The 25,684-nt window shown below is 70.0% G+C and carries 17 protein-coding genes; 8 read left to right on the forward strand and 9 right to left on the reverse strand.

Annotated elements, in window-relative coordinates:
• Positions 1-3 precede the first annotated feature (3 nt).
• Both AC1DTW_RS13545 and AC1DTW_RS13550 read right to left on the reverse strand, forming a co-directional pair.
• A complete protein-coding gene (locus tag AC1DTW_RS13545) occupies positions 4-1,089 on the reverse strand; it encodes a putative 2-aminoethylphosphonate ABC transporter ATP-binding protein (RefSeq protein WP_477981666.1) in 1,086 nt (361 codons plus the stop codon).
• Positions 1,090-1,098: 9 nt separating this feature from the next.
• Positions 1,099-2,136, reverse strand: coding sequence for a putative 2-aminoethylphosphonate ABC transporter substrate-binding protein (locus AC1DTW_RS13550; RefSeq protein ID WP_477981667.1), 1,038 nt, complete (start codon positions 2,134-2,136; stop codon positions 1,099-1,101).
• Positions 2,137-2,317: 181 nt separating this feature from the next.
• Between AC1DTW_RS13550 and AC1DTW_RS13555 the strand changes: the two genes are divergently transcribed.
• The 7 genes from AC1DTW_RS13555 to bcsZ are packed head-to-tail and all read left to right on the forward strand — an operon-like array spanning position 2,318 to position 10,099.
• Positions 2,318-3,061: a phosphonate utilization associated transcriptional regulator gene (locus AC1DTW_RS13555; RefSeq protein WP_477981668.1), complete on the forward strand. Its 744-nt coding sequence runs from the start codon at positions 2,318-2,320 to the stop codon at positions 3,059-3,061.
• Complete coding sequence (gene phnA / locus AC1DTW_RS13560; protein WP_477981669.1) at positions 3,058-4,290, forward strand: phosphonoacetate hydrolase; 1,233 nt, start codon at positions 3,058-3,060, stop codon at positions 4,288-4,290. The genes AC1DTW_RS13555 and phnA overlap by 4 nt, the downstream gene beginning before the upstream one ends.
• A gap of 2 nt (positions 4,291-4,292) precedes the next feature.
• Positions 4,293-5,753 (forward strand): phosphonoacetaldehyde dehydrogenase, encoded by a 1,461-nt coding sequence (phnY, locus tag AC1DTW_RS13565; protein WP_477981670.1) that lies wholly within the window; start codon positions 4,293-4,295, stop codon positions 5,751-5,753.
• A gap of 51 nt (positions 5,754-5,804) precedes the next feature.
• Positions 5,805-7,484, forward strand: a complete 1,680-nt coding sequence (locus tag AC1DTW_RS13570; protein ID WP_477981671.1) for a Na/Pi cotransporter family protein — start codon at positions 5,805-5,807, stop codon at positions 7,482-7,484.
• Positions 7,485-7,500: 16 nt separating this feature from the next.
• Positions 7,501-8,067 carry a phosphonate degradation HD-domain oxygenase gene (locus tag AC1DTW_RS13575; protein ID WP_477981672.1) on the forward strand — a complete coding sequence of 189 codons (567 nt, stop codon included), beginning with the start codon at positions 7,501-7,503 and terminating at the stop codon, positions 8,065-8,067.
• Positions 8,064-8,924 (forward strand): DMT family transporter, encoded by an 861-nt coding sequence (locus tag AC1DTW_RS13580; protein ID WP_477981673.1) that lies wholly within the window; start codon positions 8,064-8,066, stop codon positions 8,922-8,924. Before AC1DTW_RS13575 ends, AC1DTW_RS13580 begins: the two co-directional genes overlap by 4 nt.
• Positions 8,921-10,099, forward strand: a complete 1,179-nt coding sequence (gene bcsZ, locus AC1DTW_RS13585; RefSeq protein WP_477981674.1) for a cellulose synthase complex periplasmic endoglucanase BcsZ — start codon at positions 8,921-8,923, stop codon at positions 10,097-10,099. Before AC1DTW_RS13580 ends, bcsZ begins: the two co-directional genes overlap by 4 nt.
• Before the next feature lie 6 nt (positions 10,100-10,105).
• Here bcsZ and bcsS read toward each other — a convergent pair whose 3' ends face one another.
• The 3 genes from bcsS to bcsA are packed head-to-tail and all read right to left on the reverse strand — an operon-like array spanning position 10,106 to position 15,435.
• The gene (gene bcsS, locus AC1DTW_RS13590) at positions 10,106-10,816 is read right to left on the reverse strand and encodes a cellulose biosynthesis protein BcsS (protein WP_477981675.1); all 711 of its coding nucleotides are present in this window, start codon (positions 10,814-10,816) and stop codon (positions 10,106-10,108) included.
• The gene (locus AC1DTW_RS13595; RefSeq protein WP_477981676.1) at positions 10,813-13,101 is read right to left on the reverse strand and encodes a cellulose biosynthesis cyclic di-GMP-binding regulatory protein BcsB; all 2,289 of its coding nucleotides are present in this window, start codon (positions 13,099-13,101) and stop codon (positions 10,813-10,815) included. The genes bcsS and AC1DTW_RS13595 overlap by 4 nt, the downstream gene beginning before the upstream one ends.
• Before the next feature lie 39 nt (positions 13,102-13,140).
• Positions 13,141-15,435 carry a UDP-forming cellulose synthase catalytic subunit gene (bcsA, locus tag AC1DTW_RS13600; RefSeq protein ID WP_477981677.1) on the reverse strand — a complete coding sequence of 765 codons (2,295 nt, stop codon included), beginning with the start codon at positions 15,433-15,435 and terminating at the stop codon, positions 13,141-13,143.
• A gap of 114 nt (positions 15,436-15,549) precedes the next feature.
• Here bcsA and AC1DTW_RS13605 point away from each other — a divergent pair, with 114 nt between their 5' ends.
• Entirely contained in the window at positions 15,550-17,988 is a 2,439-nt protein-coding gene (locus AC1DTW_RS13605; RefSeq protein ID WP_477981678.1) for a GcvT family protein, read from the forward strand.
• A gap of 4 nt (positions 17,989-17,992) precedes the next feature.
• Here AC1DTW_RS13605 and AC1DTW_RS13610 read toward each other — a convergent pair whose 3' ends face one another.
• The 4 genes from AC1DTW_RS13610 to smc all read right to left on the reverse strand — a co-directional run bounded on the left by AC1DTW_RS13610 (position 17,993) and on the right by smc (position 25,619).
• Positions 17,993-18,808: an NUDIX hydrolase gene (locus AC1DTW_RS13610; protein ID WP_477981679.1), complete on the reverse strand. Its 816-nt coding sequence runs from the start codon at positions 18,806-18,808 to the stop codon at positions 17,993-17,995.
• An 8-nt stretch (positions 18,809-18,816) separates the two neighbouring features.
• Positions 18,817-20,892, reverse strand: coding sequence for an NAD-dependent DNA ligase LigA (gene ligA / locus AC1DTW_RS13615; protein WP_477981680.1), 2,076 nt, complete (start codon positions 20,890-20,892; stop codon positions 18,817-18,819).
• Positions 20,893-20,932: 40 nt separating this feature from the next.
• Entirely contained in the window at positions 20,933-21,997 is a 1,065-nt protein-coding gene (locus AC1DTW_RS13620) for a cell division protein FtsZ (RefSeq protein ID WP_477981681.1), read from the reverse strand.
• A 70-nt stretch (positions 21,998-22,067) separates the two neighbouring features.
• The gene (smc, locus tag AC1DTW_RS13625) at positions 22,068-25,619 is read right to left on the reverse strand and encodes a chromosome segregation protein SMC (protein WP_477981682.1); all 3,552 of its coding nucleotides are present in this window, start codon (positions 25,617-25,619) and stop codon (positions 22,068-22,070) included.
• Positions 25,620-25,684 lie beyond the last annotated feature (65 nt).

Consider the following 25,684-nt stretch of genomic DNA (forward strand, 5'->3'; position numbering starts at 1 on the left):
AGGTCAGGGTAAAGGTGGGACGAACGCGCGCAGCCGATCGGCGCGCAGCGCGAAGCGCAGCGTCGCGCCTTCGCGCACGTCGAGGTCGTGCATCTGGTTCAGCGAGAACTGCAGGTGCATGTTCTGTTCCGGCAGGCCCTCGACTTCGATCTCGGCCAGGCAGTTGCCGCCGAGAAAATCGACGCGCCGCACGGTGCCGACGCACTGGTGCGGGTGATCGGCGCCGAGGCCCTCGACCACGCGGTCCTCCGGCCGCAGGTACAGCGTCAGGGCCGCACCCGGCGCCAGCTCGGCGCCCCAGCGCGGCAGCCAGGGCAGGCGCAGATGCCCGCAGCGCAGCGTGCCGTCGCCCGCGGCGACCGCTTTGATCCGGTTCACCTTGCCGATGAAGTCGGCGACGAACACGGTCGCCGGCTCGCTGTAGACCTGCAGCGGGGTGCCGACCTGCTCGATCGCACCCTGGTTCATCACGACGACGCGGTCGGCGACCGACAGCGCTTCTTCCTGGTCGTGCGTGACCATGATCGTCGTGACGCCGAGCTTGTTCTGCAGCGAGCGGATCTCATGACGCAGCCGCACGCGCTCGATCGCGTCGAGCGCCGACAGCGGCTCGTCGAGCAGCAGCAGCCCCGGCTTGGTGGCGAGCGCACGCGCCAGCGCGATGCGCTGCTGCTGCCCGCCCGACAGCTGCGCGGGGTACTTGACGCCGCTGCCCGGCAGGCCGACGAGCTTCAGCAGTTCATCGACGCGCCGCGCGATCTCGGCGCGCGGCTGCTTGCGGTTCACGAGACCGTAGGCGACGTTGTCGCTCACCGTCAGGTTCGGGAACAGCGCGTAGGACTGGAACACGATGCCGTAGTCGCGCTGCGCCGGCGGCAGCACCGAGATGTCGCGCCCGCCCTGGCGGATGCTGCCGGCGGTCTGCGTCTCGAGCCCCGCGATGATGCGCAGCAGCGTCGTCTTGCCGCAGCCCGAGGGGCCGAGGAAACAGACGAACTCGCCCTTCTCGATCGAGAGATCGATGTCACGCAGCGCCTGGAACGAACCGAAGTTCTTCCGGATGCCTTCCAGGCGCAGGTAGTCGGCCATCGAGACTGCCTACTTCTTCGGCTCCGACTTGGCGTCGTAGCGCTTGTTCCACTCGGCCAGCACGCGCTCGCGATTCGCCGCGGTGGTCGCGAAGTCCATCTTGACCAGGCGCTGCTCGTAGTCGGCCGGCACGTTCTTCAGCGGCTCGGCGACACCGGGGATCGCGGTGATCGCGAAGTTCTTGCCGTAGAGCTTCATCGCGTCCTTGCTCGAGGCCCAGTCGGCGAGCTTCTTCGCGGCGGCCAGCTTCTTCGTGCCGGTATGGATCGCGAAGGCTTCCAGGTCCCAGCCCAGCCCTTCCTTCGGGAACACCAGGTCGATCGGGGCGCCCTTGGCCTTGTTGGTGTTGCCGCGGTATTCGAACGAGATGCCCATCACGTACTCGCCGGTCGCGGCCATGTTGCAGGGTTTCGAGCCGGAGTGGGTGTACTGCGCGATGTTCTCGTGCAGCGCATCCATGTACTTCCAGCCGCCGCCCTTGCCGTTGTCGTCGCCCCAGAGGGTCAGCCAGGCCGAGACGTCGAAGAAGCCGGTGCCCGACGAAGCCGGGTTCGGCATCACGATCTGGCCCTTGTAGATCGGCTTGGTCAGGTCTTTCCAGCTCTCGGGCTTCGGCAGGTTCTTCTTCTGCGCCTCGACGGTGTTGAAGCAGACCGTCGCACCCCAGACGTCCATGCCGAACCAGGCCGGCGGGTTCTTCTTGTCGCGGTACTGGCTCATGATGCCGTCGAGGTTCAGCGGCGCGTACGGGATCAGCATGCCCTGCTTGTCGAGCAGCGCGAGGCTCGAGGCGGCCACCCCCATCACGACGTCCGCCTGCGGGTTCGCCTTCTCGGCGAGCAGTTTTGCGGTGATCACGCCGGTCGAGTCGCGCACCCACTTGATCTCGATGTCGGGGTTGACCTTCGTGAAGCCGGACTCGTAGGCCTTCAGCTGGTCGGTCTCGAGCGCGGTGTAGACGGTCAGCTGCGTCTTCTGCGCAAAGGCCGCGGTGCCGACGAGCAGGGCCAGCGCAGCGAGCACCGGTTTGATGGAACCCAGATTCATGCGGATCTCCTGACGAAGAGGAAGTGTGAAGCGAGCGGGTCGGTGCAAGCCGCGTGCCGGGTGCGCGACAAGCCGCACAGCACGTTGCCGTGCGGCCAGTCTAGGGGTCGGGTCAAACGGTCGTCAACTGTTTCTTGAAAATTGTTGACAATCAACATGGCCTGTCATCTACTCGTCACCCATGAGCACTACGGTTGTGCCGCACCCGACGATCACGCTGCTGCAGACGAGCTCGCTGACGAGCGTGGTGCAGGGCGAACTCGAACGCATGATCCTGTCGGGCGAACTCGCGCCCGGCGCGAAGCTGACCGAGATGGCGCTCGCGGCGCGCCTCGGCGTTTCGCGCGGCCCGTTGCGCGAGGCCTTCCGGATGCTCGAGGAAGCCGGCCTGGTGCGCACCGAAAAGAACCGCGGCGTGTTCGTGCGCGACATCCCGATCGAAGAAGCCGTCGAGATCTTCGATCTGCGCGCCGCGATGGACGAGCTCGTCGGCCGGCGTCTCGCCGAGCACATCCTGCCGGCGCAGCTGAAGGAGATTCGCGGCCTGGTCGACCAGATGGAGCAGGCGGTGAAGGCGAAGGACGCGTACCACTACCACCTGCTCAACCTGCGCTTCCACGACCGCCTCGTCGAGCTCGCCGGCAACAGCAAGCTGACCGCGATCTACCGCAAGCTGATCAAGGAGCTGAGCCTGTTCCGCCGCCTGAACCTTGCCGACGGCTGGTTGATGCCGATCTCGGCCAACGAGCACCGCCAGATCGTCAAGGCGATCGCCTCCGGCAACCCCGAGGCCGCGGGCAAGGCGATGTTCGACCACGTGATCGAGAGCAAGGAACGCACCGTCAGGAATCACCAGCAGCAGGCGCACCCCGCCGCCGCGGCCGCGCGCCCCACGCCGCGCGCACTCGAGAAGGCACCCCCATGATGATCCACGTCAACGACCGGGGCTATGCGACGCCGAAGCAGCCGACCGTCGTCGTCTGCGTCGACGGCTGCGAGCCCGAGTACATCGCGCAGGCCGTCGCGCATGGCCGCATGCCCTGGCTGAAGCGCGTGCTCGCCGAGGGCACGGTGCTGGTCGCCGACTGCGTGATCCCGAGCTTCACGAACCCGAACAACCTGTCGATCGTGACCGGCGCCCCGCCGTCGGTCCACGGCATCTGCGGCAATTACCTGTTCGATGTCGCGAGCGGCACCGAGGTCATGATGAACGACCCGAAGTGGCTGCGCGCGCCGACGCTGCTGGCGACGCTGGCCGAGGCCGGTCACTCGGTCGCGGTCGTCACCGCGAAGGACAAGCTGCGCCAGCTGCTCGGGCACAAGATGCGCGGCATCTGCTTCTCCGCCGAGAAGGCCGACCAGGCCACGCTGGCCGAGAACGGCATCGACGGCGTCCTCGAACTCGTCGGCATGGCGCTGCCCTCGGTCTACAGCGCCGAGCTCTCCGAGTTCGTGTTCGCGGCCGGCGTCAAGCTGATGCAGCGCCGCCCCGGTCACGGCGGCCGGCCCGACGTGATGTACCTGTCGACCACCGACTACGTGCAGCACAAGCACGCGCCGGGCACCGAGGGTGCCGATGCGTTCTACGCGATGATGGACAAGTACCTCGGCCAGCTCGACGCGCTCGGCTGCGTGATCGCGCTGACCGCCGACCACGGCATGAACGCGAAGACGCGGATGGACGCACAGCCCGACGTGATCTACCTGCAGGACGTGCTCGACGACTGGCTGGGCGTCGCGCAGGCGCGAGTGATCCTGCCGATCACCGACCCCTACGTCGTGCACCACGGCGCACTGGGGTCGTTCGCGACCGTCTACCTGCCGAGCGATCTCGATCAGGCCGCGCTGGCGCAGCGGCTCGCAGCGCTGCGCGGCGTCGAGACGGTGCTGAGCCGCGCTGCGGCCGCCGAGCGCTTCGAGCTGCCGGCCGACCGCATCGGCGACATCGTCGTCGTCTCCGAGCGCAGCACCGTGATCGGGACCCAAGCAGCGCGTCACGACCTGAGCGCGCTCGACGCGCCGCTGCGCTCGCACGGCGGCGTCTCGGAGCAGCGCGTGCCGCTGATCCTGAACCGCAGGATCGACGGGCTGGTCCCGAACCGCCGCTGGCGCAACTTCGATGCCTTCGACCTGGCACTGAACCACGCGCAATGACCATGAACCAAGCCGCGCCGCATCAGGGCATGACGAACTGGGGCATGCGACTCGCCGGCGAGAAGGTCGGAACCGACCGCGGCGGCGAGCGCTGCATCCCGGTCTTCAACCCGTTCACGAACGAGTGCATCGCCAGCGTTCCGAAGGCCACGCTCGCGGAGGTCCAGCAGGCCTTCGCGATCGCGCACGCCTACAAACCTCGCCTGACCCGCTTCGAGCGCGCCAGCATCCTGAACAAGACGGCGGGGCTGGTGTGCGCGCGCAGCGCGCAGATCGCGGCGCTGATCAGCGCCGAGAGCGGCCTCTGCCTGAAGGATGCGAGCTACGAGACCGGCCGCGTCGCCGACGTGCTGGTCTTCGGCGCCAACGAGTGCCTGAAGGACGACGGTCAGATCTTCTCGTGCGACCTGACGCCGCACGGCAAGCGCCGCCGCGTCTACACGCAGCGCGATCCGCTGCTTGGCGTGATCACCGCGATCACGCCGTTCAACCACCCGATGAACCAGGTCGCGCACAAGATCGTGCCGAGCATCGCGACCAACAACCGGATGGTGCTGAAGCCCTCCGAGAAGGTGCCGCTGTCCGCCCTGCTCTTTGCCGACCTGCTGTACGAGGCCGGGCTGCCGCCCGAGATGCTGTCGGTCGTGACAGGTGCGCCGAGCGAGATCGCCGACGAGCTGATCACGAACCCGCTCGTCGGCCTCGTCACGTTCACCGGCGGCGTCTCGATCGGCAAGTACATCGCGGCCAAGGCCGGCTACAAGCGCATGGTGCTCGAGCTCGGCGGCAACGACCCGATCATCGTGATGGAAGACGCCGATCTCGACGAGGCGTCGACGCTGGCGGTGCAAGGCTCGTACAAGAATTCGGGCCAGCGCTGCACGGCCATCAAGCGGCTGCTGGTGCACCAGGCGGTCGCGGCGAAGTTCACCGAGCTGGTCGTCGAGAAGACCCGCGCCTGGACCTTCGGCGACCCCGCCGACGCCACGCTCGAAATGGGCACCGTGATCGACGCAGAAGCCGCCCGGCTCTTCGAGGCGCGCGTGAACGAGGCGGTCGCGCAGGGCGCGCGCCTGCTCGTCGGCAACCGGCGCGAGGGTGCGCTGTACTCGCCCACGGTGCTCGACCGCGTGCGACCCGAGATGACGGTCGCGCTGCAGGAGACCTTCGGCCCGGTCTCGCCGATCATCACCTTCGGCAGCATCGACGAGGCGATCGCGATCTCGAACGGCACCGCCTACGGCCTGTCGTCCGCGGTCTGCACGAACCGGCTCGACCACATCACCCGCTTCGTTGCCGAGCTGCAGGTCGGCAGCGTCAACGTGCGCGAGGTGCCGGGCTACCGCCTCGAGCTGACCCCGTTCGGCGGCATCAAGGATTCCGGCCTGGGCTATAAGGAAGGCGTGCAGGAGGCGATGAAAAGCTTCACGAACGTCAAGACTTATTCGCTGCCCTGGGCCTGACGCGCCCGACGCAGGCGAACCCGGAACGACAAGAAGGGCACACCCGACTCGATGGTCCATCTGCTGAACCTGCTCGCCGCGATCGCGCTGCTCGTCTGGGGCACGAACATCGTGCGCGCCGGCGTGATCCGGATCTTCGGCGAGAACCTGCGCAAGGTGCTCGCGCTCAGCCTGAGCAACCGCTTCAGGGCGGTGCTCGCCGGCATCGCCGTGACCGGCATGGTGCAGTCGAGCAACGCGACCGCGGTGATCATCTCGTCGTTCGTCGGCAGCGGGCTGGTCGGCATGGCCGCGGGGCTCGCGGTGATGCTCGGCGCCGAGGTCGGTACCAGCCTGATGACGGTGGTGTTCTCGTTCGACCTGTCGTGGCTGTCGCCGCTGCTGATCTTCAGCGGCGTCGTCGCGTACCTCTCGAACGAGAAGAGCACGGCCGGGCGCATCGGCCAGGTCGCGATCGGCTTCGGGCTGATCACGCTCGGGCTGCAGCTGATCGTCGCGGCGACGCAGCCGCTGATCGCCTCGCCGGCGATCCGCGGGCTGATCGTCGCGCTGCCGAACGACGTGTTCCTCGACATCATCGTCGGCGCGCTGCTGACGATGGCCTGCTACTCCAGCCTCGCGTTCGTGTTGCTGACCGCGACGCTCGCGGCCTCGGGCATCCTGCCGGTCACCGTCGCGCTCGGGCTGGTGCTCGGCGCGAACCTCGGCAGCGGCGCACTGGCGCTGCTGACGAGCTCGGGCCCGCCGATCGTGCGGCTGCGCCTGCCGCTGGGCAGCCTGCTGTTCAAGGGGGTCGGCGCCGCGGTCGCGATCCCGCTGCTGCCGCAGATCCACGTGCTGCTGCAGAACCACATCCCGACCGTGCACGCGCAGGTGATCGCGTTCCACCTGGGCTTCAACGTGATCCGCGCGGTGCTGTTCATCGGCTTGACCGGCCCGATGGCGCGCTTCGTCGAGCAGCTGCTGCCGGCCCGGCCCACACCGGCCGGCTCGACCCGCCCGCGTCACCTCGACCCGTCGGCGCTGGCGACGCCGTCGCTCGCGATCAGCTGCGCCGCGCGCGAGGCGCTGCACCAGGCCGACGTCGTCGAGACGATGCTGAACGGCATCCTGCCGGTCTTGCGCGACAACGACCTCGTGCTGGCCGAGCAGCTGCGCAACATGGACGACACGGTCGACGAGCTCTACTCGGCGATCAAGTTCTACCTGACGCAGATCTCGCGCGAGGCGCTGTCGGAGGGCGAAGGCCGGCGCTGGACCGACATCGTCTCGTTCACGATCAACATGGAGCAGATCGGCGACATCATCGAGCGCGTGATCCAGGACATCGAGGACAAGAAGATCCGCAAGGCGCGCCGCTTCTCCGACGCCGGCATGGCCGAGATCGTGCACCTGCACGAGCGCCTGACCGCGAACCTGCGCCTGGGCATGAGCGTGTTCCTCGAAGGCAACGTGCGCGACGCGAAGAAGCTCCTCGAGGAGAAGGCGCGCTTTCGCGATCTCGAACACGAATACGCCGCCAGCCACATCGCGCGGCTGCAGGACAACACCGCGCAGAGCATCGAGACCAGCTCGCTGCACATCGACCTGATCAGCGACCTGAAGCGCATCAACTCGCACATCTGCTCGATCGCCTACCCGATCCTCGAGTCGGCCGGCGCGTTGACGAAGACGCGCATCCGCAGCTCGCAGCACGGTGCGCTCGGCGGACCGGAAATCCCCAAGCCCTGAAACGGCGTCGCCCGACATGCTCAGCCTGACCGACATCGAACTGCTCTTCGCCCGCGGCGGCGCCAGCCAGTACAGCGGCGAGCCGGTCACGCAACTCGAGCATGCGCTGCAGACCGCGCATCTGGCCGAGCAATCGGGCGCCGACGACGCGCTGGTCACCGCCTGCCTGCTGCACGACCTCGGGCACCTGCTGAACGATCAAGGTGAAACGCCGTCGCTGCGCGGCGTCGACGACACGCACCAGTACTTCGCGCTGCCGTTTCTGCGCGGCCTGTTCCCGGAGGCGGTGCTGGCCGCGATCAAGCTGCATGTCGACGCGAAGCGCTACCTGTGCCAGGCGAACCCCGGCTACCACGCGAAGCTGTCGATTGATTCGAAGCGCAGCCTCGCGCTGCAGGGCGGCGTGTTCAGCGCCGAGCAGGCCGCCGGCTTCCTGAACCAGAGCGGCGCGCGCGATGCGGTGATGCTGCGCCAGTGGGACGACCTGGCGAAGCAGGCCGACCTGGACACGCCGTCGCTCGCGCATTTCCTGGGGCGTGCCGAACGCTGCGCGTTGCCGACGTCGGGCCGCACGTCCGCATGACCCTGACATGGCCGATCGTGCTGGTCGTGCTGTGCGCCGCGATGCTGCATGCCTCGTGGAACGCGATGATCAAGTCGGGCGGCGACAAGGCCGTCGACACCGCGCTCCTGACGATCGCCGGCGCGCTGATCGCGCTGCCGCTGCTGATCGGGATCGGCCCGCCCGACCGCGGCGCCTGGCCTTACCTGGTGGCCTCGCTGATCATCCATGTCGGCTACTACATCGCGCTCGTCGAGGCCTACCGCCATGGTGAGCTCGGCCTGACCTACCCGATCATGCGCGGCTTCGCGCCGCTGCTGGTCGCGCTCGGCAGCGGCGTGTTCATCGGCGAGGCGCCGTCGGCGGCGGCGTGGCTGGGGATCATCGGCATCGCGGTCGGCGTCGGGCTGGTCGGCCTGGCGCACCCGGGCGAAGCGCTGCACCATCGCCGCGCGCTGCTGTTCGCGTTCGTCAACGCCGGGCTGATCGCGATCTACACGACGGTCGACGGCGTCGGCGTGCGTGCGAACGGCGGCGCCGCGCGCTACGTGCTGCTGCTTTTCGTGCTCGACGGCTTCCTGTACCCGGGGCTGGTCTGGTGGCGGCGCGACGCAGCCGAGCGCACCGCGCTGGTCGCGTACGTGCGCCAGCGCTGGCCGGTCGCGATGCTCGGCGGCGGTGCGTCGATCGGCGCCTACGGCATCGCGTTGTGGGCCATGACGCGCGCGCCGGTCGCATCGGTCGCCGCGCTGCGCGAGACCTCGGTGCTGTTCGCGGCGCTGCTCGGCACCGTGCTGCTGAAGGAGCGCTTCGGCCTGCAGCGCGCGATCGGCACCTGCGTGATCGTCGCCGGCGTGATGGCGCTGCGATTCGGATGACGGTGCCGCGCGGCCTCTCGCGGCGCCGCGTGCTCGCGTTCGCAGGCGCGGCGCCACTCGGTGCTGCATGGCCGGCGCGGGCGGCGCGGGCGGCGCGGGCGGCGCGGGCGGCGCGGTCCGACTGGCCGCTGTGGCAGGCGTTCCGTTCCCGCTTCGTGCAAGCCGATGGCCGCGTCATCGACGACCAGCAGGCGACGCGCTACACGAGCTCCGAGGGCCAGGCCTACGCGCTCTTCTTCAGCCTGGTCGCGAACGACCGCGCGCGCTTCGACACGCTGCTCGCGTGGACCGAACGCCATCTCGCCGGTGGCGCGCTCGCGAACCGCTTGCCCGGCTGGCGCTGGGGCCGCCGCGACGACGGCGAATGGACGCTGATCGACGCCAACCCCGCCGCCGACGCCGACCTCTGGCTCGCCTACGCCTTGCTCGAGGCGGCGCGGCTGTGGGCCGAGCCGTCGTACGGCCGCGCCGCGCAGGCCGTGCTTGCGCTGATCCGCCGCGACGAACTGGTGCGCCTGCCCGGCTTCGGCTGGATGGTGCTGCCCGCGCCGGCCGGCTTTCAGCCCGGCCCGGCGGCGTGGCGACTCAATCCCAGCTACTTGGCCGTGCACCAGCTGCGCTGTTTCGCGCGCCACGATCCCGAGGGTCCGTGGGACGAGATCGCCACGAACACCGTCGCGATGCTGAGTGCCGCGGCACCGCAAGGCTTCGCGCCCGACTGGGTCGGCTACGACACCGAGTCGCGTTGGCATGCCGATGCCGCGAGCCCGCCGGAGGGCAGCTACGACGCGATCCGAACCTACCTCTGGGCCGGCCTGCTGCACCCCGCCGATCCGTTGCGCCCGGCCCTGCTGCGCAGCCTGCGCGGCATGCGCGACTGGCTCGCCGGCGGGCACGCGCTGCCACCCGAGCGCGTGCGCACCGACCGCGGCGTCGGCGCCGGCACCGGGCCGAGCGGCTTCTCCGCGGCACTGCTGCCGTACCTGCACGCGCTCGGCGAGCGACACCTCGCCGAGCAGCAGGCGGCGCGGCTGCGCGCCGCGGCCAGCGATGCCGGCGGCCTGCTGCCGAGCTACTTCGACGGCGCGCTCACGCTGTTCGGCACCGGCGCGATCGAGGGCCGTTTCCGCTTCGACCGGCATGGCGCAATGCGGGTGCCGTGGGCCCGCAACTGATCGCCCTTAGAGCAGCTTCGACGCCGAGATGCCGATGTAGCTGCTCTGCTTGCCGTCGCGTGCGCGCGCACGGCCGGCGTTCATCTCGACCCAGCCGCCCTCGCCCGCTCGCGTGCCGACGAACACGCCGCGCTGCACGCTGCGGTAGTCCGGTCCCGACGACAACACGCCTTCGATGCCGGTGCGCCAGTGCGCGGCCGGGTCCAGCCCGACCCTCGTGTGCCAGAACAACGCGCGGGTGCCGAAGCTGTACGAGGCCAGCGTGTCGGCATTGACCAGCGATGTGAAGTCGTAGCGCGCCGCGACCTGCGGCGTCAGCGTGAACCGCGTGCCGGTGGGCGTGTCGCTGGGCACATCGGGCCGCAGCTGCGTCCGACGCACGCCGACGCTGAGCGACGCGTCGGCGCTCAGCGCGCCGGCGCGCCAGGCCTGCCCGACGCCGACCTCGATGCCCGGCGCGCTGGCGCGCACCTCCACCGGCGCGCCGCCCTGCACGGTGTCGTAGCGGTACCTCAGCCAGCTCGCGACCACCTTGCCGAACCAACCCTGCCCGACGCCGCCGCCCCACATCGGCTCGATCCCGCCGGCGTACAGGTAGCTGTTCTCGGACGAGGCCTGCGCACCGCCGAACAGCAGCCAGGTCGGCTCGTCGGCGTGGACCGCGCCGGCCGACGCGAGGCCCGCGCAGCACCCGAGAAGCCAGCCAGCGAACCTCATGACGCGACCCCATCCTCGCGCCGGCTGCCCTGCACCGGCAGGTTGCGCCGGCGGTAGCTGGCGAGCACGGCGCGCGTCAGCAGCACCAGCAGCGTCATCCCGGCGAGCAGGATCGCGAGCGCCCACCAGGGGTACTGCGACACCCACAGGCCGAGGCCACCGCGCAGCGAGTACGCGGCGAACGGCGCGTCGTCGGCGGCGTAGCTGTGCACGGTGGCGCTGCCCGGCCGCCAGAGCGCGAAATCGCCGCGCAGCTGGGCCCACTGTCCGTAGTCGACCACGTCGTGCAGGCCGGCCTGCAGGGCCGCGGGTGTCGCCGCGGTGAAGACCGTGAAGCGCCGGTCGCCGCGCGCTGCGGTCGCGGCGATGCCGTAGGGCAGCGGGGCCTGGCCGACCGTCACCGTCGCGCCGACAGTGGAAGGCGCCGCCGCGGCGCCGTCGATCGCCTCGCGCAGCCGCCGCATCGTGTCGCCGCCTTCGAGCACCGGCACCTCGATCGACTGCACCAGCGGCACCGGCAGCGTCAGGCGCCCTGCTTCGCCGAGCCCGACGGCCTGGCGCACGGTCTGCGGCAGCCGGTCGAGCGCGCCGACCCAGATCGGGTTCGTCGCGTCCGCATCCTCGCCGACGACGAGGCGCGAACGCAGCAGCGGCGCGCGCGAAGTCTGGCCCAGCTTGGCCACCAGCGTCAGCCCGGCGCCGACGGTGGCGTCGTCGCCATCGGTGAGCTGCACGGCCGTGCCGGCGCCGAGGTCGACGGCCGGATCGTGCTGCGCGTCGGCCATCGGCATCGCCAGGTCGGGACGCCGCAGCGGGCTGCCGCCGAAGGTCTGCAAGGTGCTGTCGTCGTACAGCGTGAGCGCGAGGTTGCCGGGGAAGAAGGGCTTGCAGTCGCCGCCGTTGGTCTGCGGGATCAGCATCGGCTGCAGCTCGAGCGTGTTCCAGCCGGTGCGCAGCGCGCCGGTCGGCAGGCTGACCGCGTAGTTGTCATAGACGCCGCCGGCGGCCTGGTCGAGCGGGATCGATCCGTGCAGCGTGCCGTTGACCAGCACGTTCATCACCGACTGCGCCGACATGCCGCCGCCGTAGGCCATGTGCATGCGGACCTGCGCACGCCCCTGCCAGCCCGCGTTCCAGAAGCGCAGCGCGGCGCCGCCCGGCGCGGTGCCGCTGAAGGTGGTCGTCGCGTAGCCCCGCGCACTCAGCGGGAACGCATCGGTCGACGGCTTCAGCGACGCCGCGATGCCGGCACTGGCGGCCGGCGGCATCTTCAGGTCGGCGATCGAGACCCAGTCCCGGTCCGGCCACGGCATGCGCCGCATTGCGAATGCGCTCGCGACGATCGGCAGATCGGCCTCCTTCGGCGCTGCGAGCACGACGACGGCGCGCGTCGGATCGCCGGGCAGCGGCCGGATCGCGACGACCCCGCCGGCACCCGCGGGGATCGACAGACCCGCGAGGTAGGACCCGAGCTGGTCGACCGTGCCGAGCACGACCGCGACCCGCGCGCCGGCCGGCAGCGTGCCGCCGAGCGCCGCCAGCGACGGCGGGAACCGGCCGCTCGTCAGGCGCACCGGCACGTAGTCGAAACGCTGGCCGATGCCCTGCGCGACCAGGCCCATGGCCGAGAGCACCGGTCCGCGCGGCGCGGCGGAGCTCAGCACGCCGACCGTGGGCGTCGCGTCGATGCCGGCCTTGTCGAACAGGCCGTCGAGGCGATCGAGCCGGGGCACGACGGGCCGCGGCGACATCGCGAGCACGAAGCGCGAGGCGCTCAGGTCGAGATCGGTCCAGAGCTGCGTGGCCATCGGGTATTCGCAGCGGTCGGTGTAGTGCTGGGCGACCGTCACCTTCACGTCGTTGAAGCCCTCGTGCAGCAGCTCGGCGGGGATCGCGATGTCGCGCCGGAAATCCTGCTGCCGCCCGCCGAGCCGGAACTGCTGGACCACACGGCCGTTCACCGCGAGTTCGAGCTGCGAGGTGTCGGCCAGCCCGATCGACGCGGTGCCGGCAAGTTCGAGGTGCACGTCGTCGGGTTGCCAGAGGGCCGGGATCGGCAGCGCCCACTGCGTGCTGGCCGCGACGCTCGACAAGCGCACCGGCCGGTCGTGCCCGACCAGCCGCGCGAGCGGCAGCACCACGCGCACGGCGCCCGGCGCCGCCGCACGCGCCGGCGCTGTCTGCGCGAAGGCACGTTCGACCGCGCCCGGCGCGATCAGCAGGCCGAGCAACGCGACGACGATGGCGCCGGCCCGGCGGCGTGAAGAACAAAAGGCGGGTTTCATCGTCGGGAGCGTCGCGGTCGGGAAACGGAATCAGCGGGATCAGGTTCGGAACGGCAGACGCGCCAGCACCTCCTGTACGCCTTGCCGCAGCAGGAAGGCCAAGTGGCCCATGCCGTGCGTCGAAGCATATCGAGCCAGACCCAGCAGGCCACCCAGCACGCTGCGCCCGGCATGGCGTTGCGCGTTGTTGTGCACAAGTCTGTCGCTGGAACCGAACGCGACATCGATTGCCGCACGCTCCTGGGCCGGCGTGCCGTGAACATATCGCAGCCCGAGACCGAGCCGATCTGCGCCGAGTCGCCGGCACGAGACCAGCGCGCCGGCCAGGCTGGCGCGATACGCGGGCAGTTCGACCATGACCGTCGGGCCAGCCGCGAGATCGGGCACGGCCTGGCCGGGCGCGAGCAACACCACGAGCCCGAGGCCCGCGGCCGATGCATCCACCGCGCGGCCTTCGTAGACCTGGGCGCCGATCTGCACGCGCACCGGCGTGTCGTGCTGCACGCGCGGTTCGACACGCAGTTGCCGGCGCTCGAAGGTGATGCCGAGCGCGCCGAGCAGCAGCAGCACGTCCAGCGCGGCCCAGAACAGCACGAACGAGATCGCGCCGCGGTTCCAGGGCTGGCTGTCGAGCCGCTCGATGCCGGCAACGACGCCGAGCAGCGTCAGCCCGAGCAGCCCGTAGAACGGCTTGGCCAGCGACGAGATGAACTCCCGGCTCAGCACCTCGCCCTTCGGCGTGACCTTGAACGACGGCGAGCGCGGGCGCCGCACGACCTCGATCAGCCCGACCATCACGTACACCGATTGCACGATCTCGTAGAGCTGCGACATGAACGGCCAGCGCACGCGGCCGTAGAAGAACTGTGTCGAGACCAGCGAGGCGAGCAGCGCCGGGCCGGCATACGCGAGCAGCTGCGCGGCCGTGGTGTCGCACAGGTTGATGCCGAGCAGCAGGTAGGCCGGCGGCGCGAGCAGCATCACGACGCGCGCGCCGGCAAAGCCCCAGTAGAACGCGAAGTTCGTGTACAGCACGCGCTGGATCAGCGTCAGGCCGGGCAGCGCCCACGGGTTCTTCAGCAGGAAGATCTGCAGCATGCCCTGGCCCCAGCGCACACGCTGCACGATGAAGCCCGAGTAGGTCTCGGGCTGCAGGCCGGAGACCATCGGCCGGTTGTAGTACGCCGACTTGTAGCCGAGCGCGAGCGCGTCGAGCGTGGTTTCGGCGTCTTCGGTGATCGTCTGGCCCGACACGCCGCCGAGCCGGTCGACGACGCTGCGCCGCAGCACCGCCGCCGAGCCGCAGAAGAACGAGGTGCCCCAGAAGTCGAGCCCCGGTTGCATCACGTCGTAGAACAGCTCGTTCTCGGCCGGCGAGGCCTTGAAGGTCGCGAGGTTGCGCTCGACCGGGTCGGGGCTGATGAAGTTGTGCGGCGTCTGCAGCACGAACAGCTTCGGGTCGGCGATGAAGAAGCCGACCGTGCGCTGCAGGAAATCGGCGGTCGGGATGTGGTCGCAGTCCAGGATCAGCAACAGTTCGCCGTTCGTCATCGTCAGCGCGTTGTTGATGTTGCCGGCTTTCGCGTGGAGGTTGCGTGCCCGCGTGCAGTAGCCCGCCCCGAAGTCGCGTGCCAGCGCCTTGAGTTCGGCGGCCCTTTCGCGGGCGGCGGCGGCCTTCCCGGGGTTCGCGTCGTTGCACTTCTGGTCGGTGCCGCCGTCGTCGAGCACGTACACGTGCAGCTTGTCGCTCGGGTAGTTCATCTGCGTCGCGGCGATCACCGTCGAGCGCAGGATGGCCACGTCCTCGTTGTAGGTCGGGATGTAGACGTCGACGTGCGGCAGCGCTTCGGGGTCCGCCGGCAGCGCGATCGAGCGGCGGAAGAACGGCTCGCTGTTGATGAAGAAGCCCAGCAGCATGTTGATGAAGCCGTAGCACTCGGCCAGGAACAGCGCCAGCCCGCACAGCATCGAGACGATCCCGAACTGCAGCGGCAGCGAATCGCTGACGCGCCAGTGCATGTAGCGCAGCGAGAGAAACGCGCACAGCACGATGATCAGCAGCCGCGCGAGCCGGCGCCCGCGCAGCGTGCGGGTGCGGCGGCCGAACGCATAGCAGGCGCCGAGCAGCGCCAGCACCGCGGAGGAGGTCAGCGCCTGCGCGCGCAGCTCGATCGGCACCAGCGTCAGGTAGACCAGGACGCAGGCGCACGCCAGCCACGCGAACAACTGCAGCCGGTGGCTGCGGCGCTCGTGGCGCTCTTGCGGCCCCGGTGGAAGCGGCTGCTCGGCGGACGGCGTGAAGGCGGTCGTCAAGGGATTCGAGAGGCCGGACATCAGGGCATTGGAGAGCAATTGCAGCGCACGCGACAGTCACGCGGTGGGCCGCATTGTCCACGCTGCGGCGAAACATTCGCGGCCGCGATCGGACATTCCGGCAAGATCGCACCCATGACCCTACCGAACCAGGCCCGCATCGTGATCGTCGGCGGCGGCATCGCCGGTTGCTCGACCGCCTACCACCTGAGCCTGATGGGCGAGCGCGACGTGCTGCTGCTCGAACAGGGCAAGCTGACCTGCGGCACGACCTGGCACGCCGCCGGCCTCGTCGGCCAGATGCGCCCGAACCGCAACATGACGCGCATGAGCAAGTTCGGCATCGAGCTGTACGCGAAGCTCGAGGCCGAAACCGGCCTGGCGACCGGCTGGAAGCAATGCGGCAGCGTGAACGTCGCGGCAACAAAGGAGCGCATGAAGGTGTTGCGCAAGCAGGCCTCGCTGGCGCGCAGCTTCGGCGTCGATGTCGAGGTGATCGATGCGCGGCGTGCCGGCGAGCTCTATCCCTTGCTGCGCACCGACGACCTCGAAGGCGGGCTGTGGATTCCCGGCGACGGCAAGGCGAACCCGGCCGACCTGACGATGTCGCTCGCGAAGGGCGCGCGCAACCGGGGTGTCAAGATCGTCGAGGACATCGAGGTCACCGGCGTGCTCGCCGAGCGCGGCGTGGTGACCGGCGTGCGCACCGCGAGGAACGGTGAAGTCAGCGACGTGCGCTGCGAGATCCTCGTCAACTGCGCCGGCCAGTGGGCGCGCCAGTTCGGCCGGCTCGCCGGCGTCAACGTGCCGCTCTACTCGGCCGAGCATTTCTACATCGTGACCGATCGCATCGACGGCGTGCACCCGATGCTGCCGGTGCTGCGCGACCCCGACGGCTTCATCTACTACAAGGAAGAAGTCGGCGGCCTCGTGATGGGCGGCTTCGAGCCGCAGGCCAAGCCCTGGGCGCTCGACCCGATCCCGAGCAGCTTCCAGTTCCAGCTGCTCGGCGAGGACTGGGATCAGTTCGAGATCCTGATGACGAACGCGATCCACCGCACGCCCTGCCTCGAGACCGCGCGCGTCAAGATGCTGCTGAACGGGCCCGAGAGCTTCACGCCCGACGGCAACTTCATCCTCGGCGAGGCGCCCGAGCTGCGCCACTATTTCGTCGCGGCCGGCTTCAACTCGGCCGGCATCGCGAACTCCGGCGGCGCCGGCCGGCTGATCGCCGAATGGATCATCGGCGGCGAGGCGCCGAGCGACCTGTGGGATGTCGACATCCGCCGTTTCGGCGCGTTCACCGCGAACCGCAAGGCGCTTAGCGCACGTACCGGCGAGACGCTCGGGCTGCACTACGCGATGCGCTGGCCGCGCCAGGAGCTCGAGACCGCGCGGCCGCTGCGCACCTCGCCGCTGTACGACCTGCTGGCCGACAAGGGCGCGGTCTTCGGCGCGAAGAACGGCTGGGAGCGCGCTAACTATTTCAAGCCGCCGGGCGCGCACCCGGCCGAGCCGGACCTCGGCCGGCCGGAATGGCTGGACTGGGTCATCGACGAGCAGCGCGCGACGCGCGAGGCCGTCGCGCTGTACGACCAAACCTCGTTCGGCAAGCTGCTGCTGCAGGGCCGCGATGCGCTCGCGCTGCTGCAGCGCCTGTGCGCGAACGAGATCGACATCGCGGTCGACGCGATGGCCTACACCGCGCTGCTGAACGAGCGCGGCGGCTTCGAGAGCGACCTGACGGTCATCCGCCAAGCCGCAGACCGCTTCCTGATCGTCACCGGCTCGGCGCAGCCGACACGCGACATGGACTGGATCGCCAGGCACATCGCGCCGACCGAGCACGCCTTCCTGACCGATGTCAGCGCGATGTATTCGGTGCTGTCGGTGATGGGGCCGAAGGCGCGCGAATTGCTGGCGCGCGTTGGATCACCCAACAGCGCGGAGGATCTCGCGCCGCCGGCGCTGAAGTTCTCGCACACGCGCGAGATCGATGTCGGCTTTGCGCGCGCGCGGGCAGCGCGCATGAGCTATGTCGGCGGGCCGGGCTTCGAGCTCTACGTGCCGATCGAGATGGCGCGTCACGTCTACCTCGCGCTGATGGAGGCCGGCGACGACATGGGCTTGCGCGACGCCGGCTACTACGCGCTCGATGCGCTGCGCATCGAGGCCGGCCGCCGCGCCTGGGGCGCCGAACTCGGGCCCGACGAGACGCCGTTCGAGGCCGGGCTGGCCTATGCGGTGAAGCTCGACAAGCCGAGCGACTTCATCGGCAAGGCCGCGCTGTCGAAGGCGCAACGCGAGCCGCTGCGCAAGAAGCTCGTGACGATCGTGCTCGATTCGGCCGATCACTACGCGTGGGGCGGTGAAGCGCTGCGGCTCGACGGCGTGACGGTCGGCGAACTCGCATCGGTCGGCTGGAGCCCGAAGGCGAACGCCTGCGTCGGCTTCGCCTACCTGCGCGGTGAGGCCGCGCGGCAGCCGCACGCCGGGACGCGGGTCAGCATCGACCTCTGGGGCGACACGGTCGGCGCGACCGCCTGGGACCGCTGGCCGCCGGCGGCGCGTTAGGCCGTCAGGGCCGGAGCGCCAGCCACTCGGCCAGGATCATCGCCGCCTCGAGCGTGAACGCGTCGGCGTGCAGCCGCTCGACCAGCGTCGCGCGGTCGAGGCACTCGAATCGCGCGACTTCGCCGTCCTGGTTCACCGGCGTCGAGCCCGCCGGCGCTTGGGCCTCGAACATCTCGATGTGCTCGACCATGTAGCCTTCGGCGAGCGGGCGCCGCTCGGTGAAGCGGCCGAACGGCGCGACGCGCTGCAACGCGTCGATCCGCAGGCCCGCTTCCTCCCAGGTCTCGCGCACGAGCGTCTGCGCGATCGACTCGCCGGCCGCGATCAGGCCGCCCACGGTGGTGTCCCATTGCCCCGGATCGGTCGCCTTGTTCAGCGCGCGCAGTTGCACCCAGACATCGCCGCGCGCGTCGCAGACGACGAGGTGCACCGCATGGGTCGCGATCCCCAGCGGTCGCACGACGCCACGCTCGACGCAGCCGGTCGGCGTGCCGGCCGCATCGGTGACGGCCAGCAGCTCGCCGCGCCAGCGGCCGGCATGGCCGTTCTCGCGCAGCCATTGCGCGATCGTGGCCAGCGCGGCGTTGGTCGCCTCGGCCGCACGCGGCGTGTCGGGCACCTCGATGCGCCAGGCGTCACCGGCATCGCGCAGCGGCAGGCCGGCACCGGCCAGCTGCAACGCGAGCGTGGCTTCGATCGAGCCGATGATCGACGCCGGCACGGCATCGCCGACAGCGATCGTCAGTGGCGCGCGCGGCTGCCGCGGCGGCGCGTCGAGGCGCTGCCTCAAGCGCGTCAGCCAGTCCTCGTTCATCTTCATCTCAACGCTCACATGGGTGGCAGCATCGCGAGCAGCCCCGCCTCGTCGAGCACCGGGATGCCGAGCTCGGTCGCCTTGTCGAGCTTGCTGCCGGCCTCGGCGCCGGCGACGACGAAGTGGGTCTTCTTCGAGACCGAGCCGCTGACCTTGCCGCCGGCGGCCTCGATGCGGTCTTTCGCGTCGTCGCGCGAGAGCGTCGGCAAGGTGCCCGTCAGCACGAAGGTCCGGCCGAGCAACGGCTTCGGCGTGCTGTCGGCGGTGCCGTCGTCCTCGCTCCAGGTGATGCCGCAGGCGCGCAACTGCTCGACGACCTCGCGGTTGTGCGGCTGCGCGAAGAAGGTGTGGATGCTGTGCGCGACGATCGGTCCGACGTCGCTCACTTCGAGCAGCTGCGGCTCGCTCGCGTCGAGCACGCGTTCGAGGCTGCCGAAATGCCGCGCCAGGTCCTTCGCGGTCGTCTCGCCGACATGGCGGATGCCCAGCGCGTACAGAAAGCGCGCCAGCGTCGTGTGCTTGCTCTTCTCGAGCCCGTCGACGAGGTTGCGCGCGCTCTTGTCGGCCATGCGCTCCAGCGCGGCGAGGTTCGCGACGCCGAGCTTGTAGAGCTCGGGCAGCGTGCGCACGATGCCGGCATCGACGAGCTGATCGACGATTCTGTCGCCCAGCCCCTCGATGTCCATCGCGCGCCGGCCCGCGAAGTGCAGGAACGCCTGCTTGCGCTGCGCGGCGCAGAACAGGCCGCCCGAACAGCGCCAGTCGACCTCGTCTTCCTCGCGCGTGATCTCGCTGCCGCAGACCGGGCATTGGCCGCCGAGCTTCGCGTACAGATCGAAGCGCTGCGCGTCGTGCGGTCGCCGCGCCGCGACGATGCCGACGACCTCGGGGATCACGTCGCCGGCGCGGCGCACGATCACGGTGTCGCCGATGCGCACGTCCTTGCGGTCGATCTCGTCCTGGTTGTGCAAGGTCGCGTTGCTGACGGTCGTGCCGCCGACGAACACCGGCTGCAGCTTCGCGACCGGCGTCAGCTTGCCGGTGCGACCGACCTGCACGTCGATGTCCTGCAGCACGGTCGTCTGCTCCTGGGCCGGGTACTTGTGCGCGACGGCCCAGCGCGGCTCGCGCGACTTGAAGCCCAGCGTCTGCTGCAGCGCGCGATCGTCGACCTTGTAGACGACGCCGTCGATGTCGAACGGCAGCTGGTCGCGCCGCGCCGCGATGCGCTGGTGATAGCGGATCAAGCCTTCGGCGCCCTGCTCGACCGTGCTCTCGGCGCTGACCGGCACGCCGATCCTGTGCAGCGCCGCGAGCAGGCCGCTCTGCGTGCCGGGCAGCTCCCAGCCGATCACCTCGCCGAGGCCATACGCAAAGAAGCTCAGCGGGCGCCGCGCCGCCTTGCCGGCGTCGAGCTGGCGCACGACGCCGGCGGCGGCGTTGCGCGGGTTCACGAAGGTCTTCGCGCCGCGCGCGCCGCCCTCGATCAGCTTGCGCTGGCGCTCGTTCAGGGCCTCGAAGTCGTCGCGCCGCATGAAGACCTCGCCGCGCACCTCGATCACCGCGGCGCGCTCGGCCGCGGCGCCGCGCAGGCGCTTCGGCACGGTGGCAATCATGCGCACGGTGTGTGTCACGTCCTCGCCGGTCTCGCCGTCGCCGCGGGTCGCGGCCTGGACCAGTTCGCCCAGCTCATAGCGCAGGTTGATCGCCAGGCCATCGAACTTGAGTTCGGCGTGATACGCGATCGGCGGCGCGGTGTCGTCGAGCGCCAGCGCCTTGCGCACGCGGGCATCGAACTTCTCGGCACCGGCCGGCGTCGTGTCGGTCTCGGTGTGGATCGACAGCATCGGCACCTGGTGGCGCACCGGCGTCAGGCCCTCGAGGACCGCGCCGATCACGCGCTGCGTCGGCGAATCGGGCGTCAGCAGCTCGGGATGCGCGGCCTCGATCGCCTGCAGTTCCTGGAACAGCCTGTCGTACTCGGCGTCGGGGATCTCCGGGTCGTCGAGCGTGTAGTAGCGGTGGGCGTGATGCCGAAGCTGTTCGCGCAACGATGCGGCGCGCTGGGCGGGGTCTTCTTCTTTGGGCATGCCGAAGTTTAGACAGGCCGCGGCCGCGCGACGGGAACCGTCAGCTGAACAGCCGCCGCGCCGCCGCGGTGCCCGCGGCCAGATCGCGGCCCTCGAGCGTCGCGTACAACTGTCCCAGCTCGGCGCCGATCGCGGCGAAGCTCTCGGCGCCGAGCGCCCGGCCGTGGTCGTCGACGACGCTGGCATCCATGCCCTGCGCGAGCGCCTGCGCGGCGGAGCGCCACGCGGCGAACGGCTCGGCCTTCGGGTCGGTCTGGGGCACGTCGAAGCTCAGCGTCACGTCGCGCACCGCGGCGAGGTTCGGGTCGTCGGCGAGCGCGGCCTGCGAGTCGAAGGTCAAGGTCAGCACCGGCGGTGCGCCCTCGTCGGCAGCCGGCATCACGAGCCGGCCGGGAACGACACCGGGCACGAAGCCGTGCCGGCCCGCGTGCTGCTGGATGTAGCCGACGCTCCAGGCCGCAGCGCGCGCCTGCAGATGGACCGCGAGCTGCGCATCGTGCGCGCCGGCGAAGTGATCGAGCTCGCGCGCCGCGGCCACCGCTTCGAGCATGTCGGGAAAGTCGGCCATCGCGCCGATCGCATCGGCGAAGGCCTGCACCTTCTGCACGAACTCGGAGTACTCGATCTCGTTCAGTGCCCCGGTGCGGTTCGCGAGCTGCACGCCGGCCTGGAACTCGCCGTAGCGCTGGCTGCTCGCGGGCGGCTCCCATTCGCCGGTCTCGCTGTTCAGGCCCTCGATCATGAACGGCTTGCCGCCGGCACGGCGCGTCGTCGGCAGGTGCGCGATCACCTGCGCGCCGCCGATCGGCGCTTCGATCGTCAAGGTCGCGATCGAGTCGATCAGCGCATCGAGGCGCGGTACGGTGCGGCGGTTCGCGCGGCGTTCCGGCGCCGGCGACTGCAGCTCGGCGAGCGCCGATCCTTCGATCGACGCGGACGACGGCGCGACGCCATCCATCACCGGCTCGCGCGGTTCGATGCGCTCCGGCAGAGGCTCGGCGCGCTTCGGGCCGGCCTTGCGCGCCGCCCACGCGCCGTGCGCAACCACGCCCGCGAGCACGACGCCGCCCAGTGACGCCAGCGCGATCGTCAACGTATTGCTCATGGGTGCACCCTACGCGCTGCGCGCGATCCCGCCGGGCGGGAATGAACTCCTTCGGGCGGCCGGGCGGAGTTCATGCGGCTTCAGCGAGGCTGACAGCACCTTCCATGTCGACCGTGACGATGCGCGAGACGCCCTGCTCCTGCATCGTCACGCCGATCAGCTGCTCGGCCATCTCCATCGCGATCTTGTTGTGGCTGATGAACAGGAACTGCGTGCTCTGCGCCATCTCCTTGACGAGCTTGGCGTAGCGCTCGGTGTTGGCGTCGTCGAGCGGCGCGTCGACCTCGTCGAGCAGGCAGAACGGCGCCGGGTTCAGCTGGAAGATCGCGAACACCAGCGCGATCGCCGTCAGTGCCTTCTCGCCGCCCGAGAGCAGGTGGATCGTGCTGTTCTTCTTGCCGGGCGGCTGCGCCATCACCTGCACGCCGGCGTCGAGGATCTCGTCGCCGGTCATCACGAGCTTCGCGTTGCCGCCGCCGAACAGCGTCGGGAACATCCGGCCGAAGTGCGTGTTGACCTGGTCGAAGGTGTTGGCCAGCAGGTCGCGGGTCTCGAGGTCGATCTTGTGGATCGCGTCTTCGAGCGTCGTCATCGCCTCGACCAGGTCGGCGTTCTGCGCATCGAGGAAGGTCTTGCGTTCGCGCGACGCGGTCAGCTCGTCGAGCGCGGCCAGGTTCACCGCGCCGAGCGCGTTGATCTCGCGGTTGATGCGGTCGATCTCGCCCTGCAGGCCGGTCAGCCTGACGCCGTCGCTTTCGATGCCGGCCGAGAGTGCCTCGAAGTCGACATTCGCGGCGACGAGCTGGTCGAGGTATTGCGCGCCGCCGAGCTGCGCGGCCTGCTCTTCGAGCTGCAGCTTCGTGATGCGGTCGCGCAGCGGCTGCAGGCTTTGCTCGTGCTGCATTCGCTGCTCGTCTTTGCTCCGCAGGCGCAGCGTCAGGTCGTCGTATTCGCTGCGCTTGGCGCCGAGTGCGGCCTCGCGATCGAGCTTCAGCGCGAGCGCCTCCTGCAGCCCGGCCTGCGCCGAGGCATCGGCGAGCAGCGCGAGTTCCTGCTGCAGCTGCGCGTGCGATTGCTCGTTGCCGGCGAGTTGCTGCGTCGCGGTCTCGATGCCGCGCTGCAGCTCGCCGCGGCGCGCGGCGAGCGAACGCGATGCGAACTGCGCCTCCTGCTCCTCACGCTCGAGCGCACGCAGCTGCTCGCGCGCCTCGGCGAGCTTGCGCTCGGCGCCGATGACCGCGTCGTCGAGCTCGGCATGGCGCTCCTGCGTCGTCGCGAGCTGCATGTCGAGTTCCTCGAAGCGTGCCTCGCCGGTCGCGCCGCGCTCGGCCAGTTCTTCGAGCTGCGCGTCCAGTTCCGTCAGCTCGTCGTCGAGCTGCGCGCGGCGCGTGCTGGTCGCTTCAGCGAGCTGCGACAGGCGCAGCAGCTCGACCTGCAACTGGTGCGCGCGCGTCTGCGCCTCGCCGGCCTCGCGGCGCACGCCGACCAGGCGCTGCGACGCCTCGGTGTAGGCGGCTTCGGCGCGCACCAGCGCGCTGCGCGCCTCGTCGTTGATCAGCGCCTGTGCGCGCAGCTGGCGCTCCAGGTTCTCGATCTCCTGCGCGCGCGCCAGCAGGCCGGCCTGCTCGGTGTCGGGGGCGTAGAACGCGACGGCGAACTGGCTCACTGCGTGGCCGTCGCGCGTCATGATGACTTCGCCGTGCGTCAGCTTCGCGCGCTGCGCAAGCGCGGCGTCGATGTCGGCCGCGGTGTAGACGCCTTCGAGCCAGTCGTTCAACAAGGCCTTCAGCCCGGCGTCGTTCAGGCGCAGCAGATCGCTGAGCTTGGACAGCGTCTCGTGCGTGGTCGGCGCCACGGCACCGGCAGACGGGCCCTGCCCGGCTGTCGCCGGCAGTGCGTGCGCCGTGTAGAACGCGAGCTTGGCCGGCGGCGCGTCGCCGGCGAAGGCGCGCACGGTCTCGAGCCTGCCGACCTCGAGCGCGCCCATGCGCTCGCGCAGCGCGGCTTCGAGCGCGGTTTCCCAGCCCGATTCGATGTGAATCTTCGTCCACAGGCCCTGCAGCGCATCGAGCCCGTGCTTCGCAAGCCAGGGCTTGAGCTTGCCCTCGGTCTGCACCTTCTCTTGCAGCGCGCGCAGCGCGTCGAGGCGGGCGCTCAGCTCGGCCTGCTTCGCGCTCTCGGCGTTGCTGCCTTCCTGGCAGGCACGGCGCGCCTCGTCGAGCGCCGGTACCTGCTCGGTCAGCTCGTGCAGCCGCGCATCGGCGACGCCGAAGGCCTCGTCGGCGACGCCGTGCTGCGTCTTCAGCTCGGCGAGCCGATCGGCATCGGGCGCGGCAAGCTGGCTGCGCTCGGCGGCGAGCTTGTCGCGGCGCGCGTTGAACTGGCGCTTCTGGTCGTCGAGGTTGCGGCTCTCGGCCGCGAGCACCTGGATCTGCTGCTGCACCGCGCCGACCTTGCTGCGCTGCTCGTTGCTGGCGTTCTGCGCGGCGCGCACCGCGTCTTCGAAGTTCGGCAGGTTGCCGCCCTGCTCTTCGGCCTGCGCGGCGAGCAGTTCGCCCTGCTCGTCGGCGGCGGCGATCTGCTCGCCGATGCGCTCGAGTTCGTCCTGCGCCTCGGTCTGGCGCAGCGCCCACTGTTCGCTCTGCGCCTTCAGCTCGACCAGGCGCTGCTCGACCCGCGCGCGGCCCTCGATGACGTAGCGGATGCGCTCCTCCAGCCGGCTGACCTCCAGCGCGGCTTCGGCGAGCGAGCCCTGGTGCGCGTGCAGCTCGTCGCTCGCGGCGTAGTGCGCCTGGCGGATCGTCTCGAGCTCGGCCTCGCCGTGGCGCAGCTCGGCGGTGCGCGCCTCGAGCGCGTTGATCGCCTCGGCCACCGCCTTCTTGACGCGCGCCTCTTCGCTCGCCGCATCACGATGCTTCAGGAACCACAGCTGGTGCAGCTTCAGCTCGCCGGCGTTCTGCAGCGCGCGATACTGGCTCGCGACCTCGGCCTGCTTCTCGAGCTTCTCGAGGTTGCTGGTGAGCTCGCGCAGGATGTCTTCGACGCGGGTCAGGTTCTCGCGCGTGTCCTTCAGGCGGTTCTCGGTCTCGCGGCGGCGCTCCTTGTACTTCGAGACGCCCGCGGCCTCTTCGAGGAACAGGCGCAGCTCCTCGGGCTTGCTCTCGATGATCCGGCTGATCGTGCCCTGACCGATGATCGCGTAGGCACGCGGGCCGAGGCCGGTGCCGAGGAACACGTCCTGCACGTCGCGGCGGCGCACCGGCTGGTTGTTGATGAAGTAGCTGCTGGTGCCGTCGCGGGTCAGCACGCGCTTGACCGCGATCTCGGTGAAGCGGTTCCACTGCCCGCCGGCGCGGCCGTCTTCGTTGCTGAACACGAGCTCGACGCTGGAGCGCGACGCCGGCTTGCGCAGCCCCGAGCCGTTGAAGATCACGTCCTGCATCGACTCGCCGCGCAGTTCGCTGGCCTTGCTCTCGCCGAGCACCCAGCGCACCGCGTCCATGATGTTGGACTTGCCGCAGCCGTTCGGCCCGACGACCCCGACCAACTGCCCCGGCAACTGGAAGTTCGTGGGCTCCGCAAAGGACTTGAAACCGGAGAGCTTGATCGAGTTCAGGCGCATTGGCGAATGGCGGGTCGACGCCTAAGTGCTTGATTTGTTTGAATAAAACCCGCAGACCGCGGGCC

It is taken from the genome of Rhizobacter sp. P5_A1 (genome assembly GCF_056400745.1).

Coding starts and splice junctions, on each gene's coding strand:
- AC1DTW_RS13545 (WP_477981666.1), bottom strand. CDS start 1,089: ATGGCCGACTACCTGCGCCTGGAAGGCATCCGGAAGAACTTCGGTTCG.
- AC1DTW_RS13550 (WP_477981667.1), bottom strand. CDS start 2,136: ATGAATCTGGGTTCCATCAAACCGGTGCTCGCTGCGCTGGCCCTGCTC.
- AC1DTW_RS13555 (WP_477981668.1), top strand. CDS start 2,318: ATGAGCACTACGGTTGTGCCGCACCCGACGATCACGCTGCTGCAGACG.
- phnA (WP_477981669.1), top strand. CDS start 3,058: ATGATGATCCACGTCAACGACCGGGGCTATGCGACGCCGAAGCAGCCG.
- phnY (WP_477981670.1), top strand. CDS start 4,293: ATGAACCAAGCCGCGCCGCATCAGGGCATGACGAACTGGGGCATGCGA.
- AC1DTW_RS13570 (WP_477981671.1), top strand. CDS start 5,805: ATGGTCCATCTGCTGAACCTGCTCGCCGCGATCGCGCTGCTCGTCTGG.
- AC1DTW_RS13575 (WP_477981672.1), top strand. CDS start 7,501: ATGCTCAGCCTGACCGACATCGAACTGCTCTTCGCCCGCGGCGGCGCC.
- AC1DTW_RS13580 (WP_477981673.1), top strand. CDS start 8,064: ATGACCCTGACATGGCCGATCGTGCTGGTCGTGCTGTGCGCCGCGATG.
- bcsZ (WP_477981674.1), top strand. CDS start 8,921: ATGACGGTGCCGCGCGGCCTCTCGCGGCGCCGCGTGCTCGCGTTCGCA.
- bcsS (WP_477981675.1), bottom strand. CDS start 10,816: ATGAGGTTCGCTGGCTGGCTTCTCGGGTGCTGCGCGGGCCTCGCGTCG.
- AC1DTW_RS13595 (WP_477981676.1), bottom strand. CDS start 13,101: ATGAAACCCGCCTTTTGTTCTTCACGCCGCCGGGCCGGCGCCATCGTC.
- bcsA (WP_477981677.1), bottom strand. CDS start 15,435: ATGTCCGGCCTCTCGAATCCCTTGACGACCGCCTTCACGCCGTCCGCC.
- AC1DTW_RS13605 (WP_477981678.1), top strand. CDS start 15,550: ATGACCCTACCGAACCAGGCCCGCATCGTGATCGTCGGCGGCGGCATC.
- AC1DTW_RS13610 (WP_477981679.1), bottom strand. CDS start 18,808: ATGAAGATGAACGAGGACTGGCTGACGCGCTTGAGGCAGCGCCTCGAC.
- ligA (WP_477981680.1), bottom strand. CDS start 20,892: ATGCCCAAAGAAGAAGACCCCGCCCAGCGCGCCGCATCGTTGCGCGAA.
- AC1DTW_RS13620 (WP_477981681.1), bottom strand. CDS start 21,997: ATGAGCAATACGTTGACGATCGCGCTGGCGTCACTGGGCGGCGTCGTG.
- smc (WP_477981682.1), bottom strand. CDS start 25,619: ATGCGCCTGAACTCGATCAAGCTCTCCGGTTTCAAGTCCTTTGCGGAG.